Here is a 25,437-nt window from a genome sequence, read left to right on the forward strand (position 1 = left end):
CGCGGGGATCAGGCGATGTCGCGGCGGTGCTGCGCCATGTCGACCACATTAACCCCGAGGATCTCGGGGCGCCCAAACAGGAAGCCCTGCAGGCTGCCGACCCCCAACTCGCGCATGACATCGGCCTGCGCGGTGGTCTCGACCCCCTCCGCGGTGGTCTCGATCCCTAGCCCGGTAGCGAGCGCGAGGATCGCGTTGACGATGGCCACGCACTGCTGGTCGCCCGCCGCCGCCGCGCGCACAAAGCTCGCGTCGATCTTGACCTTGGAGAAATGCGCGCGGCTGAGGTAGCCGAACGAGGAGTAGCCCTTGCCGAAATCGTCGAGCACCATCCGCACGCCGAGCCCGCGCAACCGCTCGATCGAGGCGAGCGTGTCTGGATCATCGCCGAGGAAGATGCTCTCGGTAACCTCGAGCTCGAGCCGGTGTGGGTGCAGCCCCGACAACGCCAGCGCGTTGACGACCGTCTTGGCCAGCCCCGCCCCGCTAAGTTGCGCCGCCGAGACGTTGACCGCGACCCGGACCTGGTCGTCCCAGTTGGCGGCCTCGTTGCAGGCCTCGCGGATCACCCAGTCGCCGATCTGGTGGATGAGCCCGGAATCCTCGATGATCGGGATGAAGCGGTCGGGCGCGATTTCGCCGCGCGTCGGGTGGCGCCAACGCAGGAGCGCCTCGCGTCCCACCATCTTGCCAGTGCGCGCATCGACGATCGGCTGATAGGCGAGCCGCATGTCGTCGTTCTTAAGCGCCTCGCGCACGTCGTTCTCGAGCAGCCGGTGGTCTTCCGCCGCCTCAAGCATGGCGCGATCGTAGAAGGCATAGCCGCCGCGCCCCGAGCGCTTGGCGCTGTAGAGCGCAAGGTCGGCCGAGCGCATCATCCGATCCTCGCGATTGCCGTCGTCGGGGCCGATCGCGATGCCGATAGTCGCGCCGACATTGATGTTGGCCGCGCCGATGGTGACCCCGCGGCTGACCTCGGCGACGACGCGCTCGGCTAGCCCCGAAAGCGAATAGCGGTCGATGTCGCCGTGCCAGATGATCGCGAATTCATCGCCCCCCAGCCGCCCGACATGGCCACCATCCCCGACGACATGCGCCAGCCGTTCGGCGATCGCGCACAGCAGCTTGTCCCCGATGGCATGACCGAGCGTGTCGTTGACCAGCTTGAATCGGTCGAGATCGACCAGCAGCAGCGCGCAGCCGCCATGGCTGTTCATCTGCCCGAGTAGCGCCTGTTCGAGCAGCTCGCGGATCAGCAGGCGATTGGCGATACCGGTGAGCGGGTCCGAGCGCGCCGCGCCCAGCGCGTCGGCATTGGCTGTGCGAGATTCGGTGACGTCAGAGGCGACCCCCTTCCAGCCGATGAGCTTGCCGTCGTCGTCATAATGCGGGCGCCCCGACAGGGACCACCAGCGGTCGGTGAACACCTGCGGCACGACGACGTCGCGAAAGGGCAGCTCCTCGCGAAAATAGCTGAAGAGCTGGCGCACGCCCGAGCTCATGTTGCGATAGCGCCCGTCGGGATCAATCATCTTGAATACCGACCGGCCGCGGACCTTCTCAGCGGACAGATCGATCGCAGCGGTCAGCGCCTGGCTCATCTTGGTGAAATTGAGATCGGCGTCGAGCTCCCACAGCCCGCCCGAGCCGGGCGCGTCGAGTTCGCGCAGCAGCTCGACCAGCTCGCCCATCTCGGACAATTCCATCTGGCTGCGGGTCTGGACGAACAATTCGCGCCCGATCACCAGCGAGGCCAGCACCAGCGCCATGCAATAGAAGAGGACGAGCGCGGCGAGCGCGGGGCTGCCATGCTGGGCCGCAATCATGAAGCCCCCGACTGACATCAGCACGGTATAGGCCACTGCGGCCGGGGGCACGTAGACCAGCATGAAGGCGCCAGTGCTCATCAGGATCACCCCCATGCCCGCGATCACCAGCTGCTGCGAGGGCGGCAGCTCGCCGAACCAGAGCAAGGGCACTGCCCACCACAGGACGGTGGTCGCGACCGTCCCCAGCGTGGCTGAGGCGAAGGTGGCGGGCTGCCGGGCGCGATAGTCGGCGTCGTGGTTGAGCCGGTGGTGGCGCATCGCGAATAGCCCGCACAGAATGGTACAGGTCCCCAGCCACATGCTCAGTTCGAGCGCCGAGACATAGGGCGCCATAACGGTGGCCTGAACCGCCGCCATGAACAGGTTGCCCATGATGACCTTGGGGCTGATGCGAGTGAACTGGTTGACCTGCCGCCAGCGTACGGCGCGGATCAGCGCCTGGCGTCCGCTATCAACCTTGAGCAGGTCGCCGAAGGAGAAGGACGAGGGGGGCAGATGCGGGGCGTGCGACGGCGAGCCGCGACGCGACACCGCCCCTTCGCTGCCCTTTGTCTTCCCACCCACTGCGCCCGACCACCTGTTGCTAGATACGCGACCTATGTCTTATCGGCTGCGCCCTATCAACATTTGGTTACAATCGCAAGTTACTGGATTTATTTGGTAATTATTCAGCGCCCGTGGACGAGGTCGTCATAGTCGCCGCGCAGCTGCCGGCTGAGCTCGCCGGGGGTGAACCGCCACGGACCGATTTCCTTGACGAAGGTGACCTCGGCCGCGCTGCCGGTCAGGAAGCACTGCTCGAACCCGCCCAGTTCCTCAGGCCAGATGCGCCGTTCGATCACCTCGACCCCGCGCCTTTTCGCCAGGTCGATCACGGTGCGACGGGTAATGCCGTTGAGGAAGACGTCGGCGATCGGGGTGTGGATCGCGCCATCCTTGATGAAGAAGATATTGGCACCGGTGGCCTCGGCGACGCGGCCTTCCCAGTCGAACATCATCGCATCGTCATAGCCCTTGGCCTCGGCCTCGTGCTTGGAGATGGTGCAGATCATGTAGAGCCCCGCCGCCTTGGCGTGGACGGGCGCGGTGTGCGGCGCGGGACGGCGATAGGGCGCGATGTCAAGGCGGATGCCCTCGTTGGCCTTCTTCTCGTCAAAATACTTGCCCCATTGCCACGCGGCGATGGCGAGGTGCGGCTTGGTTTGCTGCGCGCTCACCCCCATCTGCTCCGAGCCGCGCCACGCGACCGGGCGGACATAGGCGTCGGTGAGGTCGTTGGCCTTCAGCACTTCCTCGCAGGCGGCGTCGATCTCGGCGACGCTCCACGGAAGCGTGAAGCCGAGGATCTGGGTCGACTTGTGTAGCCGCTCGGAATGTTCGGTCAGCTTGAAGATCTTGCCGCCATAGGCGCGCTGCCCCTCGAACACGCTCGAGCCATAGTGCAGCGCATGGGTGAGGATATGGACCTCGGCCTTGCGCCACGGGCGCAGGCCCCCGTCCATCCAGATGAAACCGTCGCGATCGTTATAGGGCTGAACCATGGAACATTCTCTCCTTGGCCGACCGCCTAGGATAGCGAACGCATTTTGGTCAACCGCGCAGCCGCTAGCCCCTTGCTTCGGCCGCCATTTCCTCGGTCCGGCGTCGCGCCGCCGCCACGGTGCGCGCGATCAGCTCCTCCACGCCGCCCGCCGCGTCGAGCACGTCGAGCCCCGCCTGCGTCGAGCCGCCGGGGCTGGCCACGCGCACGGCCAGCCCGCGCATCCCCTCGCCAGTGCTGCGCGCCATCAGCCCGGTGCCCGCGACCGTCTGCAGCGCGATCGCCTGCGCCGTCGCAGCGTCGAGCCCGAGCGCCTCGGCCTGCTTGGCGAGCGCGGTGATGAAGCGAGCGACATAGGCCGGCCCCGACCCCGCGACCGTGCTGATCGCGGTGATGTCGTCTTCCTGCTCGCCCCAGGGGGCCAGGCCGAGGTCGGCGATGACGTCGGAAATTTCGGCGCGGAGCGTCTCGTCGGCATCGTCGGAATAGAGCCCTGTCACCCCCTCGCCATGGCTGACGGGCAGATTGGGCATCAGGCGCACGATCGCCCGCGCCCCCGGGAACAGCCGCCGCAGGCTGGCGCATTCGACCCCGCCGAGGATCGAGAGGATCACCGCCCCCTCCACCTTGGGGGCGAGCGAGCTGGCGACGTCCTCGACCTGGTAGGGCTTGTGCCCGAGCCACACCCATTCGGGCGCCGCGTCGGGGGGCTCGGTCGCGACCTTGACCCCGGGCACCTCGCGGCCCGAGGGCGAGATCGCGGTCAGCGCCGACAGGTCGCGCCCGGCGCGGACCCAGCCCGCGACCATCGCCCCGCCCATGTTGCCGCAGCCGACGAACCAGCCCGGCGGCATCGCCTTGCCCGAACCGCCGAGGCTCATGCCTCGCCCGCCGTGTCGATCAGCGCCGCCTCGATCGCCTCGCTTGGCGACTTGCCGCCCCACAGCACGAACTGGAAGACGGGGAAAAAGCGTTCGCATTCCTCGAGCGCGGCCTCGCTCACCCCCTCGGCCTCCTCGAGGCTCAGCTGGCCCGAATTGTCTACCAGGATGGCGTGGCGAAAGGCGATCACGCCGGGGCCCTGCCAATATTCGAAATGCCCCATCCACAGCTGCTCGTTGATCAGCCCGATGGTCTCGTAGATCGCCGCCTTCTTGTCGGTGACGACCTTGATGTCGGGAAAGGCGAGAAACTGGAGTACGCTGTCGTCGGCGCGCCACACCGCGCGCAGCTCATATTGCGACCAGGACCCGCTCGCGCTGGCGATCGCCTCGCCTTCGCCGACGCGTTCGCAGGCCCAGCCGCGCGCGTTGAAATAGGCCTCGAAGATCTCGACCGGCGCGTCCTCCTCGCGGGGGGTGATCTGGCGGTCCTCGGCCATCATCGTCACTTCTTCGCGGCGGGCTTCTTCTTGGCAGCGGGTTTCCTGGTGGGCGCCTTGCTCGCCTCCATCGCGTCGAGCCGCGCCTTCAGGAGTTCATTTTCCTCGCGCGCCTTGATCGCCATCGCCTTGACCGCCTCGAATTCCTCGCGGCTCACCATCTCGTCGGAGCCGACGAGGTCGCGCAGCTTCTCCTTCATCCCCGCCTCAGCCTCGCGGCCCATCCCGGCAACGGTGCCGGCCATGCCGTTCACTACCTTGGCGAGATCGTCGAAAAACTTGTTCTGGCTCTGCATCGGCTGTCGTCTCTTTCTATCCGAACAGGGGCTCGGAGACCCCGGGGTTCAGCTCCACGATCGCGCTGTTGAGCATGAAGGCGAAGATCAGCCATAGGAGATAGGGCACCATCAGCCATCCGGCTAGGGGGCGAATGCGCCAGAAACGCCCCGCCGCGAGCGCGGCGACGACGAGGATCGCGGCGAGATGCCATTTGGCGAAGGCGATCGCATGCGCGCCGAAGAAGACATAGCTCCAGCTGAAGTTGAGCAGCAGCTGGATGCCCCACAGCCCCACCGCCGCATCGCGCGCCGGGGTGCGCGGTTCGTTGAGCACCGTCGCGAGCGCCAGCGCGATCATCGTGTAGAGCGCGGGCCAGACGATCCCGAATAGGTAGGCGGGCGGCTGGAAGCTCGGTTTCTCGAGCGCGGCATACCAGGCGTCGGGCCCGAACCCGACGCCCGACAGGCTGCCCCCGATCACCACCAGCGGCACCAGCCACAGCGCCCGCTTCCAGATCCCCTTGTCACTCTTCGTCGCGCTCATTCGCCATCCTTTCGTGCGCCGAGTAGGAACTCGACATTGCCCTCGGGGCCCGTGATCGGGCTTTGCTCGATGCCCAGTACGCGCCAGCCCTTGCTTTCGACCCATGCCGCCGCCTCGTCGCACACGCGGGCGTGCACCGCAGGGTTGCGCACCACCCCCCCCTTGCCGACCTCGGCGCGGCCCGCCTCGAACTGCGGCTTAACGAGCGCGACCAGCCAGCCCCCGCCCTTCGCGAGGTCGAGCGCGGCGTCGAGCACCTTGTGCAGCGCGATGAAACTCGCATCGCAAACGACGATATCGGGCGTCTCGGTGACGATCTCGCTGGTGAGCGAACGTGCATTGGTCTGTTCGTGCACGCTCACCCGCTCGTCGCAGCGCAGCTTCCATGCCAGCTGGTTGGTGCCGACGTCGACCGCGAACACCTTCGCCGCGCCGCGGGTCAGCAGCACGTCGGTGAACCCGCCCGTCGAGGAGCCGACATCGAGCGCGGTCATGCCCGTGACTTCGATGCCGAAATAGTCGAGCCCATGGTCGAGCTTGATCCCGCCGCGGCTGACCCACGGATGCTCCTTGCCGCGCACCTCGAGCGGCGCATCCTCCTTCAACTGCTCGCCCGCCTTCTCGACCTTGCGTTCGCCCGAAAAGACGTCGCCGGCGAGGATATAGGCCTGCGCCCTGGTCCGGCTCTCGGCGAGGCCACGGGCGACGAGCAACTGGTCAGCGCGGATTTTCCCCATTGCTCTTCCCTTGCGTCCGTGGCGGTTGCTGTCAAACCCTTCAGAGGCGCAGTCCCCGCCCCTTGCCGAAGCCGACGGTGCGCCGCCGGCCTTCTGCATCGCGGCGGACCTCGCGCGGCTTGAAGCGCCCGGTGCGCTGGGCGAGGCGGAAATTGCGCTGCGCGGCGGTCGCCACCTCGTCTAGCGTGCAGTCGAGGTCGTCGGTGCGGACCCCGAAATTGCCGAAGCCGAAGACGCGGCTGATGCCGACCGGGCGGCTGCCCCCGCCGGCCGGCGCGTCACGGAGGTCGAACAGCACCGCCTCGCCCTCGCCCGCGCCCAGCGTGCGGATTTCCTCGACCGCCTGCCAGTCGATGCGATCGGGGTGGTAGGCGGGATAGACGATCCCCTCGCCGTCGATCCGCAGCCCGAGCGTGCGCCCGCTCGGGCGCAGCAGTAGCGCGAGGCTGGCCATGACGACCACCGGCAGGGCGAGCCAGCCCCACAGGATCAGCCCGCTGACCGGCGGGCGCCCGAGCAGCCCCGCGAGCCAGGCGGCGAGCACCACCTGCGCGAGCATCGCGGGCAAATGCCAGCGCGGATGGCGGCGCCGCGTCCGGGCTTGGAGGACGATCGGTTCGCTCGGCTCGCGCTCGCTCATCGTGCGCGGTCGGTCAGGCGCCGAGGAACGCCGCGACGTGGGGCCCGAAGACGATGACCACGCCCGCCAGTGCGGCAAGGCTGGCGATCACCACCGCGGCGCTGGCCACGTCCTTGGCCTTGCCGATCAGCGGGTGATGCTCGAGCGTAACCGCGTCGGCGAGCCGCTCGACCGCGGTGTTCACCGCCTCGGCGAACCAGATGAAGGCAATCAGCGTGAGGGTCGCGAACCACTCCCACCGCTCGAGCCCGACGGCGAGCGCCGCGACCAGCGCGGCCACGCTGCCGACGGCGTGGAACCGCGTGGTCGGTTCCTCGCGCCAGAGCGTCCTGAGCCCCGCGAGCGCGAAGGTGAAGGCCTTGAGCCGCCCGCGCAGGCTGAACCGCAGGTCGTTCAGGCGACCACGCCTTCGTCGCGCACGTCGTTGCGCTTGAGCGCCTTGAGCACCGTCTCGACGATGTCGGGGGCGGTGAGCCCGGCTTCCTCATACTGCTTGTCGGGGGCGTCCTGGTCCTGGAACGTGTCGGGCAGCCGCATGGTGCGGATCTTGAGGCCCGCGTCGGTCAGCCCCTCATCGGAGGCCATCGTCAGCACGTGCGCGCCGAACCCGCCGACCGCGGCTTCTTCGATCGTCACCGCGACCTCGTGGCGCGAGAGCAGGTCGCGGATCAGCGCTTCGTCGAGCGGCTTGGCGAAGCGCAGGTCGGCGATGGTGACGCTCAGCCCCCTCGCCTCGAGCTGGTCGGCGGCCTTGCGGCATTCCTCGAGCCGGGTGCCGAGGTTGAGGATGGCGACGGTCTTGCCCTCCTTGACGATCCGTCCCTTGCCGATCTCGAGCAATTGCGGTGTCTCGGGGATCGCCACCCCGGTGCCCGCGCCGCGCGGATAGCGCACCGCGATAGGCCCCTCATCATAATGCGCCATGGTGTGGACCATGTGCGTCAGCTCGGCCTCGTCGGAGGCGGCCATGACGACAAAATTGGGCAGCGTGCAAAGATAGGCGAGATCGAAGCTACCCGCATGGGTGCAGCCGTCGGCCCCGACCAGCCCGGCGCGGTCCATCGCGAAGCGCACCGGGAGGTTCTGGATCGCTACGTCGTGGACGACCTGGTCGTAGGCGCGCTGGAGGAAGGTCGAATAGATGGCGCAGAAGGGCTTGTGCCCCTGCGCGGCGAGCCCGGCGGCGAAGCAGACCGCGTGCTGCTCGGCGATGCCGACGTCGAACATCCGCTCGGGGAAAGCCTTCTCGAAGGCATCCATCCCGGTGCCCGAGGGCATCGCCGCAGTGATGCCGACGATCTTGTCGTCGCGCTCGGCCTCGGCGATCAGCGCGTTGGCGAACACCTTGGTGTAGCTCGGCGGCCCGCCCGAGCTCTTCTTCTGCTCGCCCGAGACGACGTCGAACTTGGCGACCCCGTGATACTTGTCGGCGGCGGCCTCGGCGGGTTCGTAGCCCTTGCCCTTGACCGTGCGCGCATGGACGAGGATCGGCCCTTCCTCGGCGTCGCGGACATTCTCGAGGATGTCGACCAGCGTCTCGATGTCATGCCCGTCGACCGGGCCGACGTAATAGAAGCCCAGTTCCTCGAACAGCGTGCCCCCGGTCACCATCCCGCGCGCATATTCCTCCGCCTTGGAGGCGGTCTTGTGGACCCGCTTGGAGACGCGGCGGATGAGCTTGGAGGAGAAGTCGCGCACCTTGAGATAGGCATCGCTCGACACCAGCCGCGCGAGGTAATGCGACAATCCGCCCACGGGCGGGGCGATCGACATGTCGTTGTCGTTGAGGATGACGACGAGGCGGTTGCCCGCACCCTCGGCATTGTTCATCGCCTCATAGGCCAGCCCCGCGCTCATCGCGCCGTCGCCGATCACCGCGATCGCGCGCCCCGGCCGCCCCGCCAGCTTGTTGGCGGTGGCGAACCCGACCCCCGCCGAGATCGAGGTCGAGCTGTGCGCCGCGCCGAACGGGTCATATTCGCTCTCGGCGCGCTTGGTGAAGCCCGAGAGCCCCCCGCCCTGCCGGATGGTGCGGATGCGATCGCGCCGCCCGGTGATGATCTTGTGCGGATAGCATTGGTGGCCGACGTCCCAGATCAGCCGGTCCTCGGGCGTGTCGAAGACATAATGGATCGCGACCGTCAGTTCGACGACGCCGAGCCCCGCGCCGAGGTGCCCGCCGGTGGTCGAGACCGCATCGATCATCTCGGCGCGCAATTCGTCGCACAACTGGCGCAACTGGCTCTTGTCGAGCTGGCGGATATCGGAGGGGAACTGGACCTGGTCCAGCAGCGGCGTCTCGGGGCGTGTCGTCATGGCGCCGACCCTAACGCCCCCGGTGCCCGGTGTCATCACACTTCGGTTGCAATGGCGCGACCGATCGGCGCGCGCGGCGCGCTCAGTCGTTGCAGTCGCCGCAGGTGCCGCGCACCTCGATCACCGGGCGCTTGGGCGAGAAGCCCGCGTCGCGCGCCACGCTGCGCACCCCGCCCGCGATCGAATCGTCGTCGAGGTGGGTCGCCTTCCCGCAGGCATCGCAGATCAGGAAGATGCAGTCGTGCAGGCAGCCCGGATGCTCGTTGGCGACATAGGCGTTGGCGCTCTCGACCCGGGCCGCGAGGTTGGCATTCACGAACAGGTCGAGGATGCGATAGACGCTGTTGGCCGCCACCCGCTTGCCCCGCGCGGCCCCGACCTTCTCGGCGATGTCATAGGCCGAGGCGGGCTGGTCGAAGGTGGCGAGCGCGTCGAACACCGCGGCGCGCATGTCGGTCCACTGCTCGCCGCGCTCGAGCATCTGGGCGCGCGCGGCATCGCGCAGCGCCTCGCCCTGGTGGGCGTGATGGTGGTGGTTGGGCTCGGCCATAGCGTCTTTATAGGCGCCGCGCCGGGGCCAGACAAGCAATCCGGCGGTGCGCTCGGCGTGCCGATGCGCCAGCTAGTCGTTCGCCATCGCGTTGAGCCGGTGCCCCAGCGCGAGCAGCCCGACCCCGACCATCGTGGCGACCAGTTCGCTGCCGTCGTGGGGCAGCGTCAGCGCGCCCCCCATGACCCCGAGCCCGAGCCCGCCGACCGCGCTCGGCATCATGTAGCCATGCGCGCGCACCCCGCGGCCGAGCGACAGCGCGCCGAGCAGCATCGCGATTCCCAGCCCCGCCTCGTGCACCACCTCGGCGCCGAGCAACCCGCCCGCGCTCGCCAGCGTCGCCACCAGCACGGCGGTCGCCATGCAGTGGACGAGGCACAGCCCCGACAGGCCGATGGCCAGCCGGTCGAGGGCAGCGGATTGGCGCAGGATCGCGTTCATGCGGCGGCATATAGGGGCATCGCGCCCACGTGACAATATCACATCGCATCCACGGTGATTTTTCCGCGGCGGGCCCCTAAGCCCTTGGTGCCCCTTCCCAAAGCACGCCGATCGCGGCATAGCCCCGCGCCATGAACATGGATCGCCCCGTCGCCGCGTCCCCGGTTACCGCGCGGCCGCTCGCGCTCGCCAACTGGCTCTTCGCCGTGGCCGGGTTCGTCTTCGTCATGGTCGTCGTCGGCGGCATCACCCGGCTGACCGAAAGCGGGCTGTCGATCACGCGCTGGGATCTCGTCACCGGCACTCTGCCCCCGCTCTCGACGGCACAATGGGAGAGCGAGTTCGCGCTCTATCGCCAGACGACCGAATATATCGAGGTCAACGGCCCCGCCGGGATGGACCTCGCGCAGTTCAAGCTGATCTATTTCTGGGAGTGGTTCCACCGCTTCCTCGCGCGCATGGTCGGGCTCGCCTTTTTCCTCCCGCTCGCCTGGTTCTGGGTGAAGAAGGCGATCCCCGAGGGCTACAAGCCGCGCCTCGTCGCGCTCTTCCTGCTGGGCGCCAGCCAGGGCGCGCTCGGCTGGTACATGGTGCAGTCGGGGCTGGTCGGGCGGACCGACGTGTCGCACTTCCGCCTCGCCGCGCACCTCCTCACCGCGCTGTTCATCCTCGCCGGGCTGATCTGGACCGCGCTCGACCTGCGCCAGCATGCGCGCGGCAACCTGACGCCCGCGACGATGCGCAGCTTCGCGCTCCCGGTGTCGCTGATCCTCTTCGTGCAGCTGCTGCTCGGCGCCTGGGTCGCGGGGTTGAACGCGGGCTACATCACCACCGAATGGCCGCTGATGGCCGACAAGGCCTATCCCGCGGGCGCGGTCGACTGGTCGGGGGGCGCGTGGTCGACGCTCACCAACGACCCCTTCCTCATCCACTGGATGCACCGCTGGTTCGCCTTTATTGCCGCCGCCGCGATCATCATGCTCGCGATCCGCGTCAAACCGCTCGACCGCCGCGCCGGAATCGCGCTCCACGCCACCATCGGCACGCAGATCCTGCTCGGCATCGCCACCGTGATGAGCGGCATGAACATCACGCTCGCCGTCCTCCACCAGGCGGTCGGCGCGCTGGTCGTCGCCAGCCTCGCCTGGGGCGCGCATGTGCTCGGGAGGGCCCGATGAGCGACAAGCAGGCGGTCAGCGTCTTCATCATGTGCTCCTCGCTCGGCGAAGCGCAGGAAATCGCCCGCACCCTCGTCGAGGAACGCCACGCCGCCTGCTGCAACATCCTCGGCCAGGCCAAGTCGATCTATCGCTGGGAAGGCCAGATCGAGACCGGCGCCGAATTCCCGGTGATCGCCAAGACCACCATGGACTGCACCGACGCGCTCATCGCCCGGGTGAAGGACCTGCACGGCTTCTCTGTGCCCGCGATCACCGTCTGGCCGATCGCCAAGCTTCCGGGCGACTATCACGACTGGCTTGTCGAGAATTCGGGGCCGCGCGGCGACGTTTCGATCGCCTGAGTGGTCGCCCGCAACGCGGGGCGGTATCATAATACCCGCCAGCAACCGCCCGGATTGCTTGACTTTCCCGCCGCCTGTCGCCAATAGCGCGCCCAACGGCATGGGTTCGTCCCGTGCCTTTCGTCTTTTTCAACGGGAGATCAGGCCATGAAGGCGCTGATGAAGACCACCAAGCCGGCCAAGCCGGCCGAGGTCGAAAAGAAATGGCATCTGATCGATGCCGAAGGGCTGGTCGTCGGGCGTCTCGCCGCGATCATCGCCAACCATATCCGCGGCAAGCACAAGCCGAGCTTCACGCCGCACGTCGATTGCGGCGACCATGTCGTCGTGATCAACGCCGACAAGGTCCGCTTCACCTCGGACAAGGCCAATACCAAGACCTATTACAAGCACACCGGCTATGCCGGCGGCATCAAGGAAACCACGCCGGCGAAGATCCTCGAAGGCAAGTTCCCCGAGCGCGTGCTTGAGAAGGCCGTCAAGAACATGGTTCCGCGCGGGCCGCTCGGCCGTGCGGTCATGAAGAACCTTCATCTCTACAACGGCACCGAGCATCCGCACGGTGGCCAGAACCCCGAAACGCTCGACGTCGCGTCGATGAGCCGCAAGAACAAGGTGGGTGCGTAATGGCTGACGAAAAGAAGGGTCTCGAAGACCTCAAGGACCTGACCAAGGGCCAGCAGGGCACGACCAAGGAAGAAACCGTCACCGCCCCCGACGCCGAGCAGAATGCCGACGTCGAGACGCAGGCGCCGGTCGAGGAAGAAGCCCCGCTGCGCGAGCAGGAGCTCGACCAGTATGGCCGCGCCTACGCCACCGGTCGCCGCAAGGACGCGGTCGCCCGCGTGTGGATCAAGCCGGGTTCGGGCAAGATCACCGTCAACGGTCGCGACCAGGCGGTCTATTTCGCGCGTCCCACCCAGCGCCTCGTCATCAACCAGCCGTTCGGCATCACCGATCGCGCCGGCCAGTATGACGTGATCGCCACCGTCAAGGGCGGCGGTTTGTCGGGGCAGGCGGGCGCGGTGCTGCACGGCATCGCCCAGGCGCTGACCCGCTACGAGCCGGCGCTGCGCACCACCATCAAGCGCGCGGGCTTCCTGACCCGCGACAGCCGCGTGGTCGAGCGCAAGAAGTACGGCCGGGCCAAGGCACGTCGTTCGTTCCAGTTCTCGAAGCGCTAGGCTTCGCGAACCGCGACCAGGAGAAAGCCGTCCCGTCCGGGGCGGCTTTTTCTTTGCGCGCTCCTTTCCTTCGCAGCCCGCGCGGCCTAGCCTTGCCCCCGAGCCGTCCAGGACCAGGAGATCGTCATGCGCCTCGTCCTCGCCTTCACCGCCCTCCTCGCTGCCACCACGAGCCCGGCAGGCGCGCAGGAGACGATCGACAGCGCCGGGCTGGCGGGCAAGTGGACGGGCACGCTGACCACGCCGGGCGGCGCGCTGCCGCTGATCTTCGCGCTCGGCGATGCCGACGGCGACGGCAACCCCGATGGCAATGCCTACAGCCCGGCGCAGAGCGACCAGCCCCTGCCGCTCGGCGAGGTCGCGCTGGCCGACGGGATCCTCACGCTCACCATCCCGATGGTCGGCGCCTCTTACGAGGGGCGCTACGAGGAGGGCCGCTTCGTCGGCACCTTCCGGCAGGGCGGGGCGCAGCTGCCGCTCACGCTGACGCTCGACCCCGAGGCGGAGCTGCCGGAAGAGGCGGCGCTGCCCGCCGACCATGTCCTGCCCGCGCCCGAGACGGTCGCGGCGCTGCTCGACCCGGTCGTCGCCGAGCATGACGGCATGGCGGTCGCGGTCGCGCTGATCGCCCTGGGCCGCGAGGATCTCATCGTGCGTGCCGATCCGGCGACCGGCTATGACGGCGACACGCGCTTCGAGATCGGTTCGATCACCAAGAGCATGACCGGCCTTCTCCTCGCCTCGCTGGCGGCCGACGGAACGGTGGCGCTCGACGACCCGGTCAATCGCTACCTGCCCGAGACCGCGCAATTGCCCGACGGCGCCGACGGGCGCGCGATCACGCTCGCGGACTTGGCCCGCCATCGCGCCGGCCTGCCCCGCCTCCCCGCCGACTTCTCGCCCTCGCAGCCCTTCGATCCCTACGCGCATTACGACATCGACGCGCTCCACGCCTCGATCGCCGCGACCAGCACGCTCGAGAGCGAGCCGGGCGAGACCGTCGCCTACAGCAATTTCGGTGCCGCCATTCTCGGCGCGGCGCTCGCCCGGGCCGCCGGCACCTCCTATGCCGCGCTGCTCGAGGAGCGATTGTTCGTCCCGCTCGGGCTCGAGGCGGTGATCGGCAACAGCTCCGAGGGCACGCTCGCGCAGCCGCACGGCAGGCTCCACCAACCCCAGTCCGACTGGGATCTCGGCGCCTTCGCCCCCGCGGGCGGGGTGCGCGCCGACATCGCCGACATGGCCCGCTTCGCCCGCCTCTACCTCGAGCGCCCCGCGGCCTTCGCCGAGGCGATCGCCCTCCTGTTCGAGGGCGGCGACGCCGACGGGCTCGGGCTGTTCCGCCGCCGCTTCGGCGACCGCGAGATCGTCTGGCACAATGGCGCCACCGGGGGCTCGCGCGCGATGATGGCGCTCGACCCAGACCGCGGCGAGGCGGTGGTGGTGATGGTCAACAGCCATGCCGGGATCAACCCCGACCATCTTGCCGTCCATCTCCTCACCGGGCGCCCGCTTCCCTGATCGCCCCGCCCGCGCGTGGCAGGCCGTTCGTCGAAATCGACCGAGCACCCCTTGCGCCGCGCGCCGCGGCTCCCACATCGACCGGACACTTTGAGGAGACCATGCCGATGACCCGTTTCGCCCCGCTCGCCGCTGCCGCCATGATGCTCGCCGCGCCCGCGCATGCCGACGATCATGACGAGGCGATCGGCACCTGGGCGGGCACGCTCGAGGTCGGCGATACTTCGCTGCGCGTGATCTTCGTGTTCAGCGACGAGGATGAGGACGGCACGCTTGAGGGGATCGCCTACAGCCCCGACCAGACCGACATGCCGCTGCCCGTCGGCGGGGTCGCGCTGGCCGACGACGTGCTGACCGTGACGATCCCCACGGTGGGCGCGAGCTACGAGGGCACCTGGAACGGCGAGGCCTTCGTCGGCAGCTTCAGCCAGGGGGCGATGCGCCTGCCGCTCACGCTCGCCGGGTCGGACTGGCAACCCGCCGACTGAGCGCGCGGCGCGCCGGGCCAAGGCGGGCGCGCGGCGTCTGCCCCCTTGCCAGCCGCGCCGCCTTGCGCCAAGCGCTTGGGCCATGACGACAGAAGAACGGATTGACGGCCTCCTCGACGACCTCGAGGCCATTTACGAGACCAGCGTAGCCAACCTCCACGCCGATCTGGCGGCCTATGCCGGCGACGGCAGCCGCCCCGACGAGGCGGCGCGCGCCGAGGGGCGCTTTGCCTATCCCGAGCTGCGGATCGTGCACGACCCCAAGGGCGATGTCGCGGTCCCCGGGCGCGCCTTCGCGCGGCTCAACATCCCCGGCACCTATTCGACCTCGGTGGCGCGGCCCAAGCTGTTCCGCCCGTACCTGCGCGAACAGCTCAGCCACATCATGCGCGACTATGACGTGACCGTCACCGTCGGTCGCAGCCACAGCGAGATCCCCTACCCCTTCGTGCTCGACCAGGCCGACCTCGATCTCGACGGGCTGAGCTCGGCCGAACTGTCGCGCTGGTTCCCCTCGACCGAGCTCGAGGCGATCGGCGACGAGGTGGCCGACGGGGTGTGGGACTTCTCGCTTCACCCGACCCGCCCGCTCGCGCTGTTCGACGGACCGCGGACCGATTTCAGCCTCGCGCGGCTCAAGCATTACAGCGGCACCTCGCCGTGGCACTTCCAGCGCTATGTGCTGTTCACCAACTATGTCCGCTATGTCGACGAATTCGTCCGGCTGGCGATCGACGAGTTGCGCAAGCCCGACAGCCGCTTCACCGCCTTCTCGGTGCCCGGCGGCTATTACGAGCGCGGCCAGCTCGCCGATGCCGAGGCGCAGATCGCGGCGGGCACGTGGCGGCGCCACCAGATGCCCGCCTATCACCTGATCGCCGAGGACAATGAGGGCATCACGCTGGTCAACATCGGGGTCGGCCCGTCCAACGCCAAGACGATCTGCGACCATGTCGCGGTGCTGCGCCCCGAGGCGTGGCTGATGATCGGCCATTGCGGGGGGCTGCGTCCCTCGCAGACGATCGGCGACTATGTCCTCGCCCACGCCTACCTGCGCGATGATCATGTGCTCGACGAGATGCTCCCGGTCGAGATCCCCATTCCCGCCATCGCCGAGGTGCAGACCGCGATGTACCGCGCCGCGCTCGACGTCACTGGCGAGAGCGAGGAGCAGCTCAAGAAGCGGCTGCGCACCGGCACCGTCGTCACCACCGACGATCGCAACTGGGAATTGCGCTACACGCTCTCGGCCAAGCGCTTCAACCAGAGCCGCGCGGTCGGGATCGACATGGAGAGCGCGACGGTGGCCGCGCAGGGCTATCGCTTCCGCGTGCCCTACGGCACGCTCCTGTGCGTCTCGGACAAGCCGCTGCACGGCGAACTCAAGCTGCCGGGGCAGGCCAACGCCTTTTACGAAAAGGCGATCAGCCAGCACCTGCGGATCGGCATCGAGGCGCTCGACCAGCTCCGCCACGAGGGCGACGGGCTGCACAGCCGCAAGCTGCGCAGCTTCGACGAGCCGCCGCTGCGCTGAGCCCGCTCAGCGCGCCGGCGTCCGGTTGTCGATCCGCCCCACCGCGGGCACCGCGCGCCCCTCGGCGATCCAGTCGACCAGCGCATCGAGGTCGAGCCCCGCGCCGGTGCGCCCGCGCCCGCGGGTGAAGACGCTGTAGCCATCGCCCCCGTTGGCGACGAAATTGTTGGTCGTGACCCGATAGTCGCGGGCCGGGTCGATCGGCACGCCGTCGAGCCGCATCGACACCACCCGCTCGCCCGCCGGAAGCGACAGGTCGTAGGCGAAGGTGAAGTTGCCGCTCGGGATGAGGTGGCTTTCGCGGTCGCGCCCGTCGGCGGTGACGAACTGCTGCTCGAGCAGCGCCTTGAGCTCGGCGCCCGAGAGGGTGACGGTCATCAGCGTGTTGCCGAACGGCTGGACCGCGAAGAGCTGCTCGAAGGTAACCGCCCCGTCGGGGCCGGGCACCAGCGCGTCGCGGACCCCGCCGCCGTTGATGAAGGCGAGCTGCGCCCCGCCCCGGTCGGCGGCGCGGGTGGCGGCGAGCTGCGCGTCGGCGATCAGGTTGGCGGCGGGGCTTTCAAGGTCGTCGGGATGATCGGGCGCGGGGCCCGACAGCCGGCCGACCACGCGCTCCATCTGCGGGCGCGCCTTGTCCAGCGTGCGCTCGACCAGCGCCGCCACCGCCGGGTCGGGGGTGAATAGCGGCAGCCGCGGCGAGGCCGCCACCACCTCGCCGTCGCGCCCGACGAAGCTCTCGCCCTGAACCACGACATTGTCGGCGCGCGTGGCCACCAGTTGCTCGCCCGCGAAGGCGAGCCGGATGTCGGTGAAGAAGGCGCCGTAGCGCCCGGCGCTGGTGAGCAGCCGCTCGCCCGCGCCGTCCGCCATCGGCAGCCGGCAGGTATAGGCGGCGTGGGTATGCCCCGAGACGACCACCGCGATCGCCGGGTCGAGCCGCTCGACGATCGGCAGGATCTCGCCCGACAGCCCTTCGCAGCCCTTGTCGTCCCAGCGTTCGACCCCGCGCGCGCCCTGGTGGATCAGCAGCACGATCGTGTCGGCCCCGGCCTCGAGCAGCGACGGGACCAACGCGTTGGCGGTCTCGGCCTCGTCGGTGAAGACCAGCCCGTCGACGAGGTTGGGGGCGACCAGCCCGGGGACCGAGACCAGCGGCAGCCCGATGATCCCCACCTGCACCGCGCCGAAGTCGCGCACGAAGGCGTCGGGCAGCAGGTTGGTCCCGTCGGGCAGGAAGACGTTGGCGCCCATATAGTCGAAGTCGGCGCCGTCGAAGCTGCCGTCGAGCGCGCAGGGGGTGCGCGCGGTGAACTGTTCGCAGCCGCCGTTCTGGATGCGCAGCAGTTCGGGCACGCCCTTGTCGAATTCGTGGTTGCCGAGCGCCGAATAGTCGAGCCCCATGAGGTCGAGCGCCTCGATCGTCGGCTCGTCGAGGAACAGCGCCGAGGCGAGCGGGGTGGCGCCGATGAGGTCGCCCGCCGCGACCGTCATGCTGTTGTCGGTGCGATAGGCCTTGAGCGCCCCCCCCAGCATCGCCGCGCCGCCCGCGGGCACGCGGATGACGCTGCCGTCGGCCATCGTCACCGGCACCACTTCCTCGGGCGCCTCGAGCCGGCCGTGCAGGTCGTTGAGCGCGAGCAGCTGGATCTCGGTCGCGACGGGGGCGGTCTCGACCGGCGGGGTCGAGGAACAGGCCGCGACCGCGAGGGCCAGCAGCGAAACGGGAACGAGGCGCATGGGTCAAAACTCCTTTGCGGGCTGGCTAGCCGCGACTAGAGACAATGTCATGACCGAACAAGAACTGATCGCCCGCGCCCGCGGTGCCGCGCTCAAGGCCTACGCCCCCTATTCGGGCTTCTCGGTCGGCTGCGCGATCGAGAGCGTCGATGGCGAGATCGTCACCGGCGCCAACCTCGAGAACGCCTGCTACCGCCTCGGGCTGTGCGCCGAGCAGTCGGCGCTGACCACCGCGCAGCACGCCTTCGGGCTCGACAAGGTCAAGCGCATCGCGGTCGCGGGCGGCGACGGCAGCGGCGACGCGCTCGCGGGCGCGGCGCCGGTCACCCCCTGCGGCGGCTGCCGACAGGCCATCCTCGAGGCCGCGCACCTTGCGGGCCGCGACATCGTGATCCTCGCCGCGAGCGGCGACGGCGAGGCGGTCGAACGGCTGACCATCGAGGCGATCCTGCCGCACGGTTTCGGGCCCAAGAACCTCGAGGACGGAGCCTAACCGCCGCGCCCGCCGTTCACCGGCTGCAAAGAGCGGAGAAGAACATGCCCAACCTCGCCCTCGTCACCGGTGCCTCGGCCGGCATCGGCCGCGAATTCGCCCGCCTCCACGCGGCCCGGGGCGGCGACCTCGTCATCACCGCGCGGCGCGAGCAGGAGCTGCAGGCACTCAAGGCCGAACTGGAGAGCGGCCACGGCGTCAGCGTCCATGTCTTCGCGCACGACCTGGCGGGCCATGCCGAGGCCAGGGCGCTCTACGAGAAAGTCACCAGCGCGGCCCTTACCCCCGACATCCTCATCAACAACGCGGGCTTTGGCGGCGGCGGCAAGCATCTCGCGCGCGACCTCGCCACCGAGATGGCGATGATCGACCTCAACGTGAAGGCGCTGGTCACGCTCAGCTGGCTCGTCGCGCGCGACATGGTGACGCGCGGCTCGGGGCGGATCCTCAACGTCGGCTCGACCGCGGGCTTCGTGCCCGGCCCCGGGCAGGCGGTCTATTTCGCCACCAAGGCGTTCGTGAACAGCTACAGCCAGGCGCTCGCACAGGAACTGAAGGGCACCGGTGTCACCGTCACCGCGCTCGCCCCCGGCTATGTCGAGACCGAGTTCGCCGACGTCGCCGACCTTCGCGACACGCAGATGGTCAAGCAGGGCGGCGCCTCGCCGCGCTCGGTGGCCAAGCATGGCTATGACGCGATGATGAAGGGCAAGCTGATCACCATCAACGAGAAGAAGCTCTCGATCCTGCTGAAGCGCATCATCCCCTTCGTGCCGCGCAAGACGCTCCTCAAGATGGTCGCGGCGGGACAGAAGAAGAGGGGCTAGGCGAAGATCGCGATATTCTGGCGCCCGATGGCGAGCAACTGCCCGTCCTCGCGCCACAGTTTCATGTCCTGTGTCGTCAGCCCCTCGCCCGCATGCTCGGCCTCGGCGGCGAGCAGGTGCCAGCCGTCAACGTCCGTAGGCTCCGCGACGAGGTCGATGTGCCAGGTCACGCTCGACAATGGCGCGACCCGCGGGAACCGGGTGATCGCGGCGGGCGGCGGCGCATCGGCGAGCGCCAGCAGCGCCGACACCGGATCGCCCCCCGGCGGTTCGCGAAACTTCGCCCAGGTCGCCATCATCGGCTCGCCCCCCGAGACGCCCTGCGCACCGCCGCCCAGCCGCATGTCGAAATTGGCGGTGAAGCCGGGCGCGCGCTCGTGGCCGCTCGCGAACAAGGGGATCGCTTCGTCGGGCTTGGCGACATCGGGCAGCCCCGGCGGCTCGACCGCCACCGCGCTGTCGCGGCTCGCCCCGAAGACGAAGCTGGCGCGCAGCACCGGCCCGTCATCGCTCACCGCCTCGACCGCCACCATCGTCGTCGAGCGCCCCTTGCGCAACATGCCGGGCAGGAAATGCACTCGCCCCGCCGCCGGCCCCACGAACAGGCATTGCGCGCTCCTCAGCGGCGGCAGCTCGTCGAAATAGCGCCGCGCCGCCTCATGCGCGAGCGCCAGCGTCATCCCGCCATAAAGCGTGCGCCCCTGCGCCCACGCCTCGGGCGCAGTGCTCGTAAAGCGATCGCCGTCACGGACGAACGCGTCGAAACTGTCTGAAAGCACGGCCATGAACCGACCCTAGCAGGACAGTTTCGACGCGCTACCGATTTACTTGAGCTTGATCTCCGCCAGCCGCTGCTGGAGATAGTCGTCCGCGGTGATCGGCGGATATTTGGGCTCTTCGCCCTCGGGCACGCAGTTCGGCAGCGCCTCGATGCAAAAATCGCTGCGAAAGTGCAGGAAGAAAGGCATCGAGTAGCGCGAATTGCTCGCGCGTTCGGGGGTGGGGTTGATCACCCGGTGCTGGGTCGAGGGCAGGTAGCCGTTGGTCAGCCGGTCGAGCATGTCGCCGATGTTGATCGCGAGCTCGCCTTCCTTGGGCTTGACGTCGAGCCACTCGCCTTCCTTGGTGAGCAGCTGGAGCCCCGCTTCCTCGGCGCCGAGCAGCAGCGTGATCGCGTTGATGTCGCCGTGCGCGCCGGCGCGAATATGTTCGCCCGGCTGCGCGGGGATCGGCGGGTAGTGCAGCATGCGCATCACGCTGTTGCCGTCGCGGATCGCGTCGACGAGGAATTCCTCCTCGATGTCGAGGAAGCGCGCGACCGCGCGCAGCAGCCGTTCGCCCGCATGATCGAACTCGGCATAGAGCTTCTTGAAGGTGGTCTCGAAGCTCTCGATTTCCTCGGGCCAGATGTTGTCGCCCATATGATCGCGGAACTTGTGGCCGGGCGGCAGGTCGCGCCCGACATGGTAGAATTCCTTGAGGTCGTAGGCCTTGGCGCCCTTGGCGGTCTCGATGCCGAAGGGGGTGTAGCCGCGCGCCCCGCCGCCGCCCTCGATGTAATACTTGCGCTTCACGTCCTCGGGCAGCGCGAAGAAGGCCGCGGCCTTCGCATGCGCCTCGTCGATGAGGTCCTGCGGAATGCCGTGGTCGCGCACGATCGCGAAGCCATATTCGACAAAGCTGTTGCCGAGGTCGCGGGCGAGCGTATCGGGATCGTCCTTGAGGCTGACGGTCGCGACGCTCTCACTGGTGATGGTCTTGGTCATGGGCAGGCCTTTAGCCCTCAATCACTTGGGGTTCAATCGACGCGGCTCAAAAGGAGAGCAGCAGCCCCGCGAGCGCCGCACTCATCAGGTTGGCAAGGCTGCCCGCGGCGAGCGCGCGCAGCCCCAGCTTGGCGATCACCGGGCGCTGGTTGGGCGCCAGCCCGCCGGTCACCGCCATCTGGATCGCGATCGAGCTGAAGTTGGCGAACCCGCACAGCGCGAAGGTGACGATCGCCACGGTGCGCGTCGACAAGCCTTCCATTGCCCCGAGATCGATGAAGGCGACGAATTCGTTCAAGACCACCTTGGTGCCGAACAGGCCGCCGGCGATATTGGCTTCTTCCCACGGCACCCCGATCAGGTACATAATCGGCTGGAAGACGAAGCCGACGATCTTCTGGAAGGTGAGGTCCTCGAGCCCGAACCAGCCGCCGACCCCGCCGAGGATGCCGTTGGCGAGCGCCACCAGCGCGACGAAGGAGAGCACCATCGCGGCGACCGCGACCGCGAGCTTGACGCCCGTCTGCGCGCCCATCGCGGCGGCCATGATGATGTTGGCGGGCTTGTCCTCGTCGGCATGCGGGTCGACATCCTCGAGATGGTCGTCGTCGAGCGCCTGCGAGATCGCGTCCCTGGGGGCGCGCTTGAGCGTCACGTCGGCCTCGCCGTTGGCCGGGGCCGCCAGCGCGGGACGCGGGTCGGGCATGATGATCTTGGCCATCAGGATGCCGCCGGGCGCCGACATGAAGGCGGCGGCGAGCAGGAATTCGATGTCGATCCCCATCGCCGCATAAGCGGCGAGGATGGTGCCCGCCACGCCGGCCATGCCGACCGACATGATGGTGAAGATCTTCTGCGGGGGCAGCGCGGCGAGATAGGGCTTGACCACCAGCGGGCTCTCCGACTGGCCGACGAAGATGTTGGCGGCGGCGGCGAGGCTCTCGACCTTCGAGATGCCGGTGATCTTCTGGAGTGCGCCGCCGACCCATTTGATGACCAGCTGCATCACCCCGAGATAATAGAGGATGCTGATCAGCGCGGCGAAGAAGATGATCACCGGCAGCGCGGCGATGGCGAAACTGTTGCCGCCGATCTCGGGGCTCGCGATCGGGCCGAAGATGAACTGGGTCCCGGCCGCCGAATAGCCGAGCAGCGAGGACACGCCGCTCGCCATCCAGCCGAGCACCGCGGCGCCGCCGTCGGTGCCGAGCACCAGCCCGGCGATCCCCGCCTGCAGCGCGAAGGCGGCACCGACGACGCGCAGCCGGATCGCCCGGCGGTCGTCCGACAGGAGGAAGGCCAGGAGCAGGATCAGCGCGATCCCCGCGAGGCTCATGAGAATTTGCACTGTTGGTCGCCCTCCCCCGGCGTGTTGGTGCCTACCAGACCATGCCTTGTTGGCGGGCCTTGGACGCTTCGTCCAGTTTTTCGATGGCCTCGACCGGGTCGTGCGCCATCAGCAGCTGCTGGCGGCGGCCGGCCGACATGAAGCCCTCGTCGGCGACGCGGTCGCAGAAGCGCGCGAAACCGTCCCAGAAGCCGTTGACGTTCAAGAGGCAGAAGGGCTTGGCGTGATAGCCCAGCGCGTTCCACGTCCAGGCTTCCATCAACTCGTCCATCGTCCCGATCCCGCCGGGCAGGCAGACGAAGGCGTCGGTGAGTTCGGTCATCTTGGCCTTGCGCTCGTGCATGCCCGGCACCGGGTGCAGCTCGGTCAGGCCGGGATGCGCGACCTCGACGTCGACGAGGCTCTGCGGGATGACGCCATAGACCTTGCCGCCGGCCTCGAGCACGGTGTCGGCGACGATCCCCATCAGCCCCAGCTTGCCCCCGCCATAGACGAGGTCGATGCCCCGGTTCGCCATCTCGGTGGCGAGCTGCACCGCCATCTCGGCATAGGCGGGATTGGCCCCCGCCTGGTGGCCGCAATAGATGGCGATCCGGCCGATCTCGCTCTTGCTCATAGGCTTACCAGTTCCTTCAGGTCGACTTCGGGGCGGGCGCCATAATGGCCGATCACCTCGGCCGCCGCGACGGCGCCGGTCTCGAGGCAGCGCTCGATCGGGCGGTCCTTGACGTAGGCGGCGAGGAAGCCCGCAGCGAACAGGTCGCCCGCGCCGGTGGTATCGACCACCTCGGCGACCGGCGCGGCGGGGACCTTGGTGCGCGTCCCGCCCACCGTCGCGCTCGCGCCCGCGGCCCCGTGGGTGACGACCAGCGTACGGACCTTGGCCGCCAGAGCGGCCTCGGCGGCGAGCACGTCCTCGTGCCCGGTGAGGAGCCTGGCCTCGTGGTCGTTGCAGAAGAGGAGGTCGATCCCGCCTTCCTCGATCAGCGCGGTGAAGCGGTCGCGCCGGTCCGAGATGATCACGCTCTCGGACAGGGTGAAGGCGGTCTCGTTTCCCGCGGCATGGGCGATCCGCCGCGCCGCGAGCATCGCGTTGCGCGGCTTGTCGGGACCGAACAGATAGCCCTCGAGGTAGAGGATGCGGCTCTTGGCGACGAGGTCCTGGCTGACCGCCCCCGCGACCAGCTCGTGGCTCGCGCCCGGGGCGGTGTTCATGGTCCGCTGCCCGTCGGGGGTGACGAGGATGAGGCAGCGCCCGGTCGGGCGATCCGCCGTCGCCTCGAACGCGGGGGTGTCGAAATGCACCCCCATCGCGGTCAGGTCGTGGCGGAAGATCTTGCCGAACTGGTCGTCGGCGACCTGCCCGATGAAGGCGACCTTGCCGCCCAGCCCGGCGACCCCCGCCATCGAATTGGCGGCCGAGCCGCCCGAATGCTCCTCGGCCACCCCCATGCGGGCATAGAGATCGTCGGCCTCGCGCGGGCTGAGCAGCTGCATCGAGCCGACCGGCAGCCCGTGCTCCTCGAGGAACCGGGGGGTCGCGGGGGCGATCACGTCGACGATCGCATCGCCCATGGCGACAATATCGAAACGGGTCTCGGGCATCTCGTCTTTCGCGCGCGCAGGAAAGGGGCGGAGGCCGCACCGGGGGCCTCACGGATCGGCGCCCCGCCTAGAGCGCTCGTCGCAAAGCGTCAATGAAAAGCCTTTCCTTTGGGCTTGAAAATGGGCAGCAACGGGCGTCATGACCGACACGACCACGCGCGCAGCGCCCCCCGCCATCCCCCTCTCCCTCTTCGCCTTCGCCGTTTTCTACGGCGGGATGGTGTGTATCGCCGGGGTGTTCGCCAACAAGCAGGTCGAACTGTTCGCGCTGCCGGGCGTGGGCATGCTGGCGGTCGAGGCGGGGATCTTCGCCTTCCTCATGCTGGTGGTGACGAGCTCGGCGGTGACCGAGCTGTTCGGCGCCGGGACCGGGCGGCGGATGGTGCTGTTCGGCTTCGTGCCGCTGCTCGTCTCCTCGGCGCTCACGCTTCTCATCCTCGCGCTGCCGCCCGCCTCCGAGATGGAGGCCGAACGGCTCGACGCGTTCAACCTCCTGCTGTCCTCGACCCCGCGGATCTGGCTCGGCGGCATCGTCGCCTACGGCATTTCCACGCTGCTCAACGTGTGGATCTTCGACAAGCTGCGGCGCCCGGGCGGGCGCCTCCTTTGGCTGCGCAGCGCGGTCGCGGGGATGGTGAGCCAGGCGCTCGACACGCTGATCTTCGTCACCATCGCCTTCTACGGGGTGTTCCCGATCGCCAACCTGATGCTCGGGCAGATGCTCGCCAAGGTGGTGCTCTCGGCGGTGCTCTTCCCGCCGCTCATCTACGCGATGGTCGCGCTGGCGCGCCGGCTCGACGCACCGCGCCGACAGGCAACCCCGGCCTGAGGTCGCGGGTTGTTCCCGCCATGGAGATCCATTTCGAGGAACGCGACGGGCGCGGGCGCTGGTACGGCACCCCCGAGGGCAGCGAGGAAGAGGCCGAGATGAGCTTCAGTCGCAGCAATGCGACGCTGATCCTCGTCGATCACACCTTCGTGCCCCCGCCCGTGCGCGGACAGGGGCTGGCCGCCGCGCTCGCCAAGGCGGCGGTCGCGCACGCGCGCCGCGAGGGGTGGAAGATCGTCCCCGTCTGCCCCTTCCTCAAGGCCGAGGCGCAGCGCCATCGCGACTGGGCCGACGTGATCGAGGACTAGCGCGCGATCGCGCTTCCTT

General features: G+C 68.7%; 29 protein-coding genes. 11 read left to right on the forward strand and 18 right to left on the reverse strand.

Annotated elements, in window-relative coordinates; translation table 11 throughout:
- Window positions 1-8: 8 nt before the first annotated feature.
- The 12 genes from L8951_RS01310 to L8951_RS01365 all read right to left on the reverse strand — a co-directional run bounded on the left by L8951_RS01310 (window position 9) and on the right by L8951_RS01365 (window position 10,256).
- Complete coding sequence (locus L8951_RS01310; protein ID WP_244381198.1) at window positions 9-2,360, reverse strand: putative bifunctional diguanylate cyclase/phosphodiesterase; 2,352 nt, start codon at window positions 2,358-2,360, stop codon at window positions 9-11.
- A gap of 137 nt (window positions 2,361-2,497) precedes the next feature.
- Window positions 2,498-3,370, reverse strand: a complete 873-nt coding sequence (locus tag L8951_RS01315; RefSeq protein ID WP_244381199.1) for a branched-chain amino acid aminotransferase — start codon at window positions 3,368-3,370, stop codon at window positions 2,498-2,500.
- 64 nt (window positions 3,371-3,434) lie between these two features.
- On the reverse strand, window positions 3,435-4,250 hold the full coding sequence (locus L8951_RS01320; protein WP_244381200.1) for a pyrroline-5-carboxylate reductase family protein: 816 nt from the start codon (window positions 4,248-4,250) through the stop codon (window positions 3,435-3,437).
- On the reverse strand, window positions 4,247-4,753 hold the full coding sequence (locus L8951_RS01325) for a type III secretion system chaperone family protein (protein ID WP_407696385.1): 507 nt from the start codon (window positions 4,751-4,753) through the stop codon (window positions 4,247-4,249). The genes L8951_RS01320 and L8951_RS01325 overlap by 4 nt, the downstream gene beginning before the upstream one ends.
- 2 nt (window positions 4,754-4,755) lie before the next feature.
- The gene (locus L8951_RS01330; protein ID WP_244381201.1) at window positions 4,756-5,046 is read right to left on the reverse strand and encodes an accessory factor UbiK family protein; all 291 of its coding nucleotides are present in this window, start codon (window positions 5,044-5,046) and stop codon (window positions 4,756-4,758) included.
- A 16-nt stretch (window positions 5,047-5,062) separates the two neighbouring features.
- Window positions 5,063-5,572, reverse strand: coding sequence for a TspO/MBR family protein (locus tag L8951_RS01335; RefSeq protein WP_244381202.1), 510 nt, complete (start codon window positions 5,570-5,572; stop codon window positions 5,063-5,065).
- On the reverse strand, window positions 5,569-6,309 hold the full coding sequence (locus tag L8951_RS01340) for a TlyA family RNA methyltransferase (protein WP_244381203.1): 741 nt from the start codon (window positions 6,307-6,309) through the stop codon (window positions 5,569-5,571). The genes L8951_RS01335 and L8951_RS01340 overlap by 4 nt, the downstream gene beginning before the upstream one ends.
- 40 nt (window positions 6,310-6,349) lie before the next feature.
- Window positions 6,350-6,949 carry a hypothetical protein gene (locus L8951_RS01345; RefSeq protein ID WP_244381204.1) on the reverse strand — a complete coding sequence of 200 codons (600 nt, stop codon included), beginning with the start codon at window positions 6,947-6,949 and terminating at the stop codon, window positions 6,350-6,352.
- A gap of 13 nt (window positions 6,950-6,962) precedes the next feature.
- Entirely contained in the window at window positions 6,963-7,346 is a 384-nt protein-coding gene (locus tag L8951_RS01350; protein ID WP_341848502.1) for a diacylglycerol kinase, read from the reverse strand.
- On the reverse strand, window positions 7,343-9,265 hold the full coding sequence (gene dxs / locus L8951_RS01355) for a 1-deoxy-D-xylulose-5-phosphate synthase (RefSeq protein ID WP_244381205.1): 1,923 nt from the start codon (window positions 9,263-9,265) through the stop codon (window positions 7,343-7,345). Before dxs ends, L8951_RS01350 begins: the two co-directional genes overlap by 4 nt.
- Before the next feature lie 82 nt (window positions 9,266-9,347).
- Window positions 9,348-9,815 carry a Fur family transcriptional regulator gene (locus L8951_RS01360; protein ID WP_244381206.1) on the reverse strand — a complete coding sequence of 156 codons (468 nt, stop codon included), beginning with the start codon at window positions 9,813-9,815 and terminating at the stop codon, window positions 9,348-9,350.
- A gap of 72 nt (window positions 9,816-9,887) precedes the next feature.
- Window positions 9,888-10,256, reverse strand: a complete 369-nt coding sequence (locus L8951_RS01365) for a MerC domain-containing protein (protein ID WP_244381207.1) — start codon at window positions 10,254-10,256, stop codon at window positions 9,888-9,890.
- 131 nt (window positions 10,257-10,387) lie between these two features.
- On the opposite strand from L8951_RS01365, the gene L8951_RS01370 reads away from it, so the two are divergent.
- The 7 genes from L8951_RS01370 (at window position 10,388) to L8951_RS01400 (ending at window position 16,505) form a co-directional block, all read left to right on the forward strand.
- Window positions 10,388-11,434 carry a COX15/CtaA family protein gene (locus tag L8951_RS01370; protein WP_244381208.1) on the forward strand — a complete coding sequence of 349 codons (1,047 nt, stop codon included), beginning with the start codon at window positions 10,388-10,390 and terminating at the stop codon, window positions 11,432-11,434.
- Complete coding sequence (gene cutA, locus L8951_RS01375; protein WP_244381209.1) at window positions 11,431-11,778, forward strand: divalent-cation tolerance protein CutA; 348 nt, start codon at window positions 11,431-11,433, stop codon at window positions 11,776-11,778. The genes L8951_RS01370 and cutA overlap by 4 nt, the downstream gene beginning before the upstream one ends.
- A gap of 147 nt (window positions 11,779-11,925) precedes the next feature.
- The gene (rplM, locus tag L8951_RS01380) at window positions 11,926-12,405 is read left to right on the forward strand and encodes a 50S ribosomal protein L13 (protein WP_244381210.1); all 480 of its coding nucleotides are present in this window, start codon (window positions 11,926-11,928) and stop codon (window positions 12,403-12,405) included.
- On the forward strand, window positions 12,405-12,962 hold the full coding sequence (rpsI, locus tag L8951_RS01385; RefSeq protein ID WP_244381211.1) for a 30S ribosomal protein S9: 558 nt from the start codon (window positions 12,405-12,407) through the stop codon (window positions 12,960-12,962). The genes rplM and rpsI overlap by 1 nt, the downstream gene beginning before the upstream one ends.
- Before the next feature lie 126 nt (window positions 12,963-13,088).
- Window positions 13,089-14,483 carry a serine hydrolase domain-containing protein gene (locus L8951_RS01390; protein ID WP_244381212.1) on the forward strand — a complete coding sequence of 465 codons (1,395 nt, stop codon included), beginning with the start codon at window positions 13,089-13,091 and terminating at the stop codon, window positions 14,481-14,483.
- Window positions 14,484-14,590: 107 nt separating this feature from the next.
- Window positions 14,591-14,971, forward strand: coding sequence for a hypothetical protein (locus L8951_RS01395; RefSeq protein WP_244381213.1), 381 nt, complete (start codon window positions 14,591-14,593; stop codon window positions 14,969-14,971).
- A gap of 82 nt (window positions 14,972-15,053) precedes the next feature.
- Window positions 15,054-16,505 (forward strand): AMP nucleosidase, encoded by a 1,452-nt coding sequence (locus tag L8951_RS01400; RefSeq protein ID WP_244381214.1) that lies wholly within the window; start codon window positions 15,054-15,056, stop codon window positions 16,503-16,505.
- 6 nt (window positions 16,506-16,511) lie between these two features.
- Here L8951_RS01400 and L8951_RS01405 read toward each other — a convergent pair whose 3' ends face one another.
- Window positions 16,512-18,242 carry a bifunctional metallophosphatase/5'-nucleotidase gene (locus tag L8951_RS01405; protein WP_244381215.1) on the reverse strand — a complete coding sequence of 577 codons (1,731 nt, stop codon included), beginning with the start codon at window positions 18,240-18,242 and terminating at the stop codon, window positions 16,512-16,514.
- A 49-nt stretch (window positions 18,243-18,291) separates the two neighbouring features.
- Here L8951_RS01405 and L8951_RS01410 point away from each other — a divergent pair, with 49 nt between their 5' ends.
- Both L8951_RS01410 and L8951_RS01415 read left to right on the forward strand, forming a co-directional pair.
- Window positions 18,292-18,735: a cytidine deaminase gene (locus L8951_RS01410; RefSeq protein ID WP_244381216.1), complete on the forward strand. Its 444-nt coding sequence runs from the start codon at window positions 18,292-18,294 to the stop codon at window positions 18,733-18,735.
- A 44-nt stretch (window positions 18,736-18,779) separates the two neighbouring features.
- Window positions 18,780-19,562 (forward strand): SDR family NAD(P)-dependent oxidoreductase, encoded by a 783-nt coding sequence (locus L8951_RS01415; protein WP_244381217.1) that lies wholly within the window; start codon window positions 18,780-18,782, stop codon window positions 19,560-19,562.
- Here L8951_RS01415 and L8951_RS01420 read toward each other — a convergent pair.
- The 5 genes from L8951_RS01420 to L8951_RS01440 are packed head-to-tail and all read right to left on the reverse strand — an operon-like array spanning window position 19,559 to window position 24,281.
- The gene (locus L8951_RS01420) at window positions 19,559-20,347 is read right to left on the reverse strand and encodes an acyl-CoA thioesterase (protein ID WP_244381218.1); all 789 of its coding nucleotides are present in this window, start codon (window positions 20,345-20,347) and stop codon (window positions 19,559-19,561) included. The genes L8951_RS01415 and L8951_RS01420 overlap by 4 nt on opposite strands.
- Before the next feature lie 39 nt (window positions 20,348-20,386).
- Window positions 20,387-21,328 (reverse strand): isopenicillin N synthase family dioxygenase, encoded by a 942-nt coding sequence (locus L8951_RS01425; protein WP_244381219.1) that lies wholly within the window; start codon window positions 21,326-21,328, stop codon window positions 20,387-20,389.
- 46 nt (window positions 21,329-21,374) lie between these two features.
- On the reverse strand, window positions 21,375-22,664 hold the full coding sequence (locus L8951_RS01430) for a NupC/NupG family nucleoside CNT transporter (protein ID WP_279614696.1): 1,290 nt from the start codon (window positions 22,662-22,664) through the stop codon (window positions 21,375-21,377).
- Window positions 22,665-22,707: 43 nt separating this feature from the next.
- Complete coding sequence (locus L8951_RS01435) at window positions 22,708-23,292, reverse strand: LOG family protein (RefSeq protein WP_244381221.1); 585 nt, start codon at window positions 23,290-23,292, stop codon at window positions 22,708-22,710.
- Complete coding sequence (locus L8951_RS01440) at window positions 23,289-24,281, reverse strand: adenosine kinase (RefSeq protein ID WP_244381222.1); 993 nt, start codon at window positions 24,279-24,281, stop codon at window positions 23,289-23,291. Before L8951_RS01440 ends, L8951_RS01435 begins: the two co-directional genes overlap by 4 nt.
- Window positions 24,282-24,420: 139 nt before the next feature.
- On the opposite strand from L8951_RS01440, the gene L8951_RS01445 reads away from it, so the two are divergent.
- Both L8951_RS01445 and L8951_RS01450 read left to right on the forward strand, forming a co-directional pair.
- Window positions 24,421-25,110 (forward strand): queuosine precursor transporter, encoded by a 690-nt coding sequence (locus L8951_RS01445; protein ID WP_244381223.1) that lies wholly within the window; start codon window positions 24,421-24,423, stop codon window positions 25,108-25,110.
- 20 nt (window positions 25,111-25,130) lie between these two features.
- Entirely contained in the window at window positions 25,131-25,418 is a 288-nt protein-coding gene (locus L8951_RS01450; protein ID WP_244381224.1) for a GNAT family N-acetyltransferase, read from the forward strand.
- The last annotated feature ends 19 nt before the right edge of the window (window positions 25,419-25,437 follow it).

The sequence above is a fragment of the Sphingomicrobium astaxanthinifaciens genome (assembly GCF_022865105.1).
Classification (GTDB): domain Bacteria; phylum Pseudomonadota; class Alphaproteobacteria; order Sphingomonadales; family Sphingomonadaceae; genus Sphingomicrobium; species Sphingomicrobium astaxanthinifaciens.

Bases quoted from the DNA above. Each gene is read 5' to 3' on its own strand.
- L8951_RS01315 (WP_244381199.1), bottom strand. From the start codon at position 3,370: ATGGTTCAGCCCTATAACGATCGCGACGGTTTCATCTGGATGGACGGG.
- L8951_RS01320 (WP_244381200.1), bottom strand. From the start codon at position 4,250: ATGAGCCTCGGCGGTTCGGGCAAGGCGATGCCGCCGGGCTGGTTCGTC.
- L8951_RS01325 (WP_407696385.1), bottom strand. From the start codon at position 4,753: ATGATGGCCGAGGACCGCCAGATCACCCCCCGCGAGGAGGACGCGCCG.
- L8951_RS01330 (WP_244381201.1), bottom strand. From the start codon at position 5,046: ATGCAGAGCCAGAACAAGTTTTTCGACGATCTCGCCAAGGTAGTGAAC.
- L8951_RS01335 (WP_244381202.1), bottom strand. From the start codon at position 5,572: ATGAGCGCGACGAAGAGTGACAAGGGGATCTGGAAGCGGGCGCTGTGG.
- L8951_RS01340 (WP_244381203.1), bottom strand. From the start codon at position 6,309: ATGGGGAAAATCCGCGCTGACCAGTTGCTCGTCGCCCGTGGCCTCGCC.
- L8951_RS01345 (WP_244381204.1), bottom strand. From the start codon at position 6,949: ATGAGCGAGCGCGAGCCGAGCGAACCGATCGTCCTCCAAGCCCGGACG.
- dxs (WP_244381205.1), bottom strand. From the start codon at position 9,265: ATGACGACACGCCCCGAGACGCCGCTGCTGGACCAGGTCCAGTTCCCC.
- L8951_RS01360 (WP_244381206.1), bottom strand. From the start codon at position 9,815: ATGGCCGAGCCCAACCACCACCATCACGCCCACCAGGGCGAGGCGCTG.
- L8951_RS01365 (WP_244381207.1), bottom strand. From the start codon at position 10,256: ATGAACGCGATCCTGCGCCAATCCGCTGCCCTCGACCGGCTGGCCATC.
- L8951_RS01370 (WP_244381208.1), top strand. From the start codon at position 10,388: ATGAACATGGATCGCCCCGTCGCCGCGTCCCCGGTTACCGCGCGGCCG.
- cutA (WP_244381209.1), top strand. From the start codon at position 11,431: ATGAGCGACAAGCAGGCGGTCAGCGTCTTCATCATGTGCTCCTCGCTC.
- rplM (WP_244381210.1), top strand. From the start codon at position 11,926: ATGAAGGCGCTGATGAAGACCACCAAGCCGGCCAAGCCGGCCGAGGTC.
- rpsI (WP_244381211.1), top strand. From the start codon at position 12,405: ATGGCTGACGAAAAGAAGGGTCTCGAAGACCTCAAGGACCTGACCAAG.
- L8951_RS01390 (WP_244381212.1), top strand. From the start codon at position 13,089: ATGCGCCTCGTCCTCGCCTTCACCGCCCTCCTCGCTGCCACCACGAGC.
- L8951_RS01395 (WP_244381213.1), top strand. From the start codon at position 14,591: ATGACCCGTTTCGCCCCGCTCGCCGCTGCCGCCATGATGCTCGCCGCG.
- L8951_RS01400 (WP_244381214.1), top strand. From the start codon at position 15,054: ATGACGACAGAAGAACGGATTGACGGCCTCCTCGACGACCTCGAGGCC.
- L8951_RS01405 (WP_244381215.1), bottom strand. From the start codon at position 18,242: ATGCGCCTCGTTCCCGTTTCGCTGCTGGCCCTCGCGGTCGCGGCCTGT.
- L8951_RS01410 (WP_244381216.1), top strand. From the start codon at position 18,292: ATGACCGAACAAGAACTGATCGCCCGCGCCCGCGGTGCCGCGCTCAAG.
- L8951_RS01415 (WP_244381217.1), top strand. From the start codon at position 18,780: ATGCCCAACCTCGCCCTCGTCACCGGTGCCTCGGCCGGCATCGGCCGC.
- L8951_RS01420 (WP_244381218.1), bottom strand. From the start codon at position 20,347: ATGGCCGTGCTTTCAGACAGTTTCGACGCGTTCGTCCGTGACGGCGAT.
- L8951_RS01425 (WP_244381219.1), bottom strand. From the start codon at position 21,328: ATGACCAAGACCATCACCAGTGAGAGCGTCGCGACCGTCAGCCTCAAG.
- L8951_RS01430 (WP_279614696.1), bottom strand. From the start codon at position 22,664: ATGAGCCTCGCGGGGATCGCGCTGATCCTGCTCCTGGCCTTCCTCCTG.
- L8951_RS01435 (WP_244381221.1), bottom strand. From the start codon at position 23,292: ATGAGCAAGAGCGAGATCGGCCGGATCGCCATCTATTGCGGCCACCAG.
- L8951_RS01440 (WP_244381222.1), bottom strand. From the start codon at position 24,281: ATGCCCGAGACCCGTTTCGATATTGTCGCCATGGGCGATGCGATCGTC.
- L8951_RS01445 (WP_244381223.1), top strand. From the start codon at position 24,421: ATGACCGACACGACCACGCGCGCAGCGCCCCCCGCCATCCCCCTCTCC.
- L8951_RS01450 (WP_244381224.1), top strand. From the start codon at position 25,131: ATGGAGATCCATTTCGAGGAACGCGACGGGCGCGGGCGCTGGTACGGC.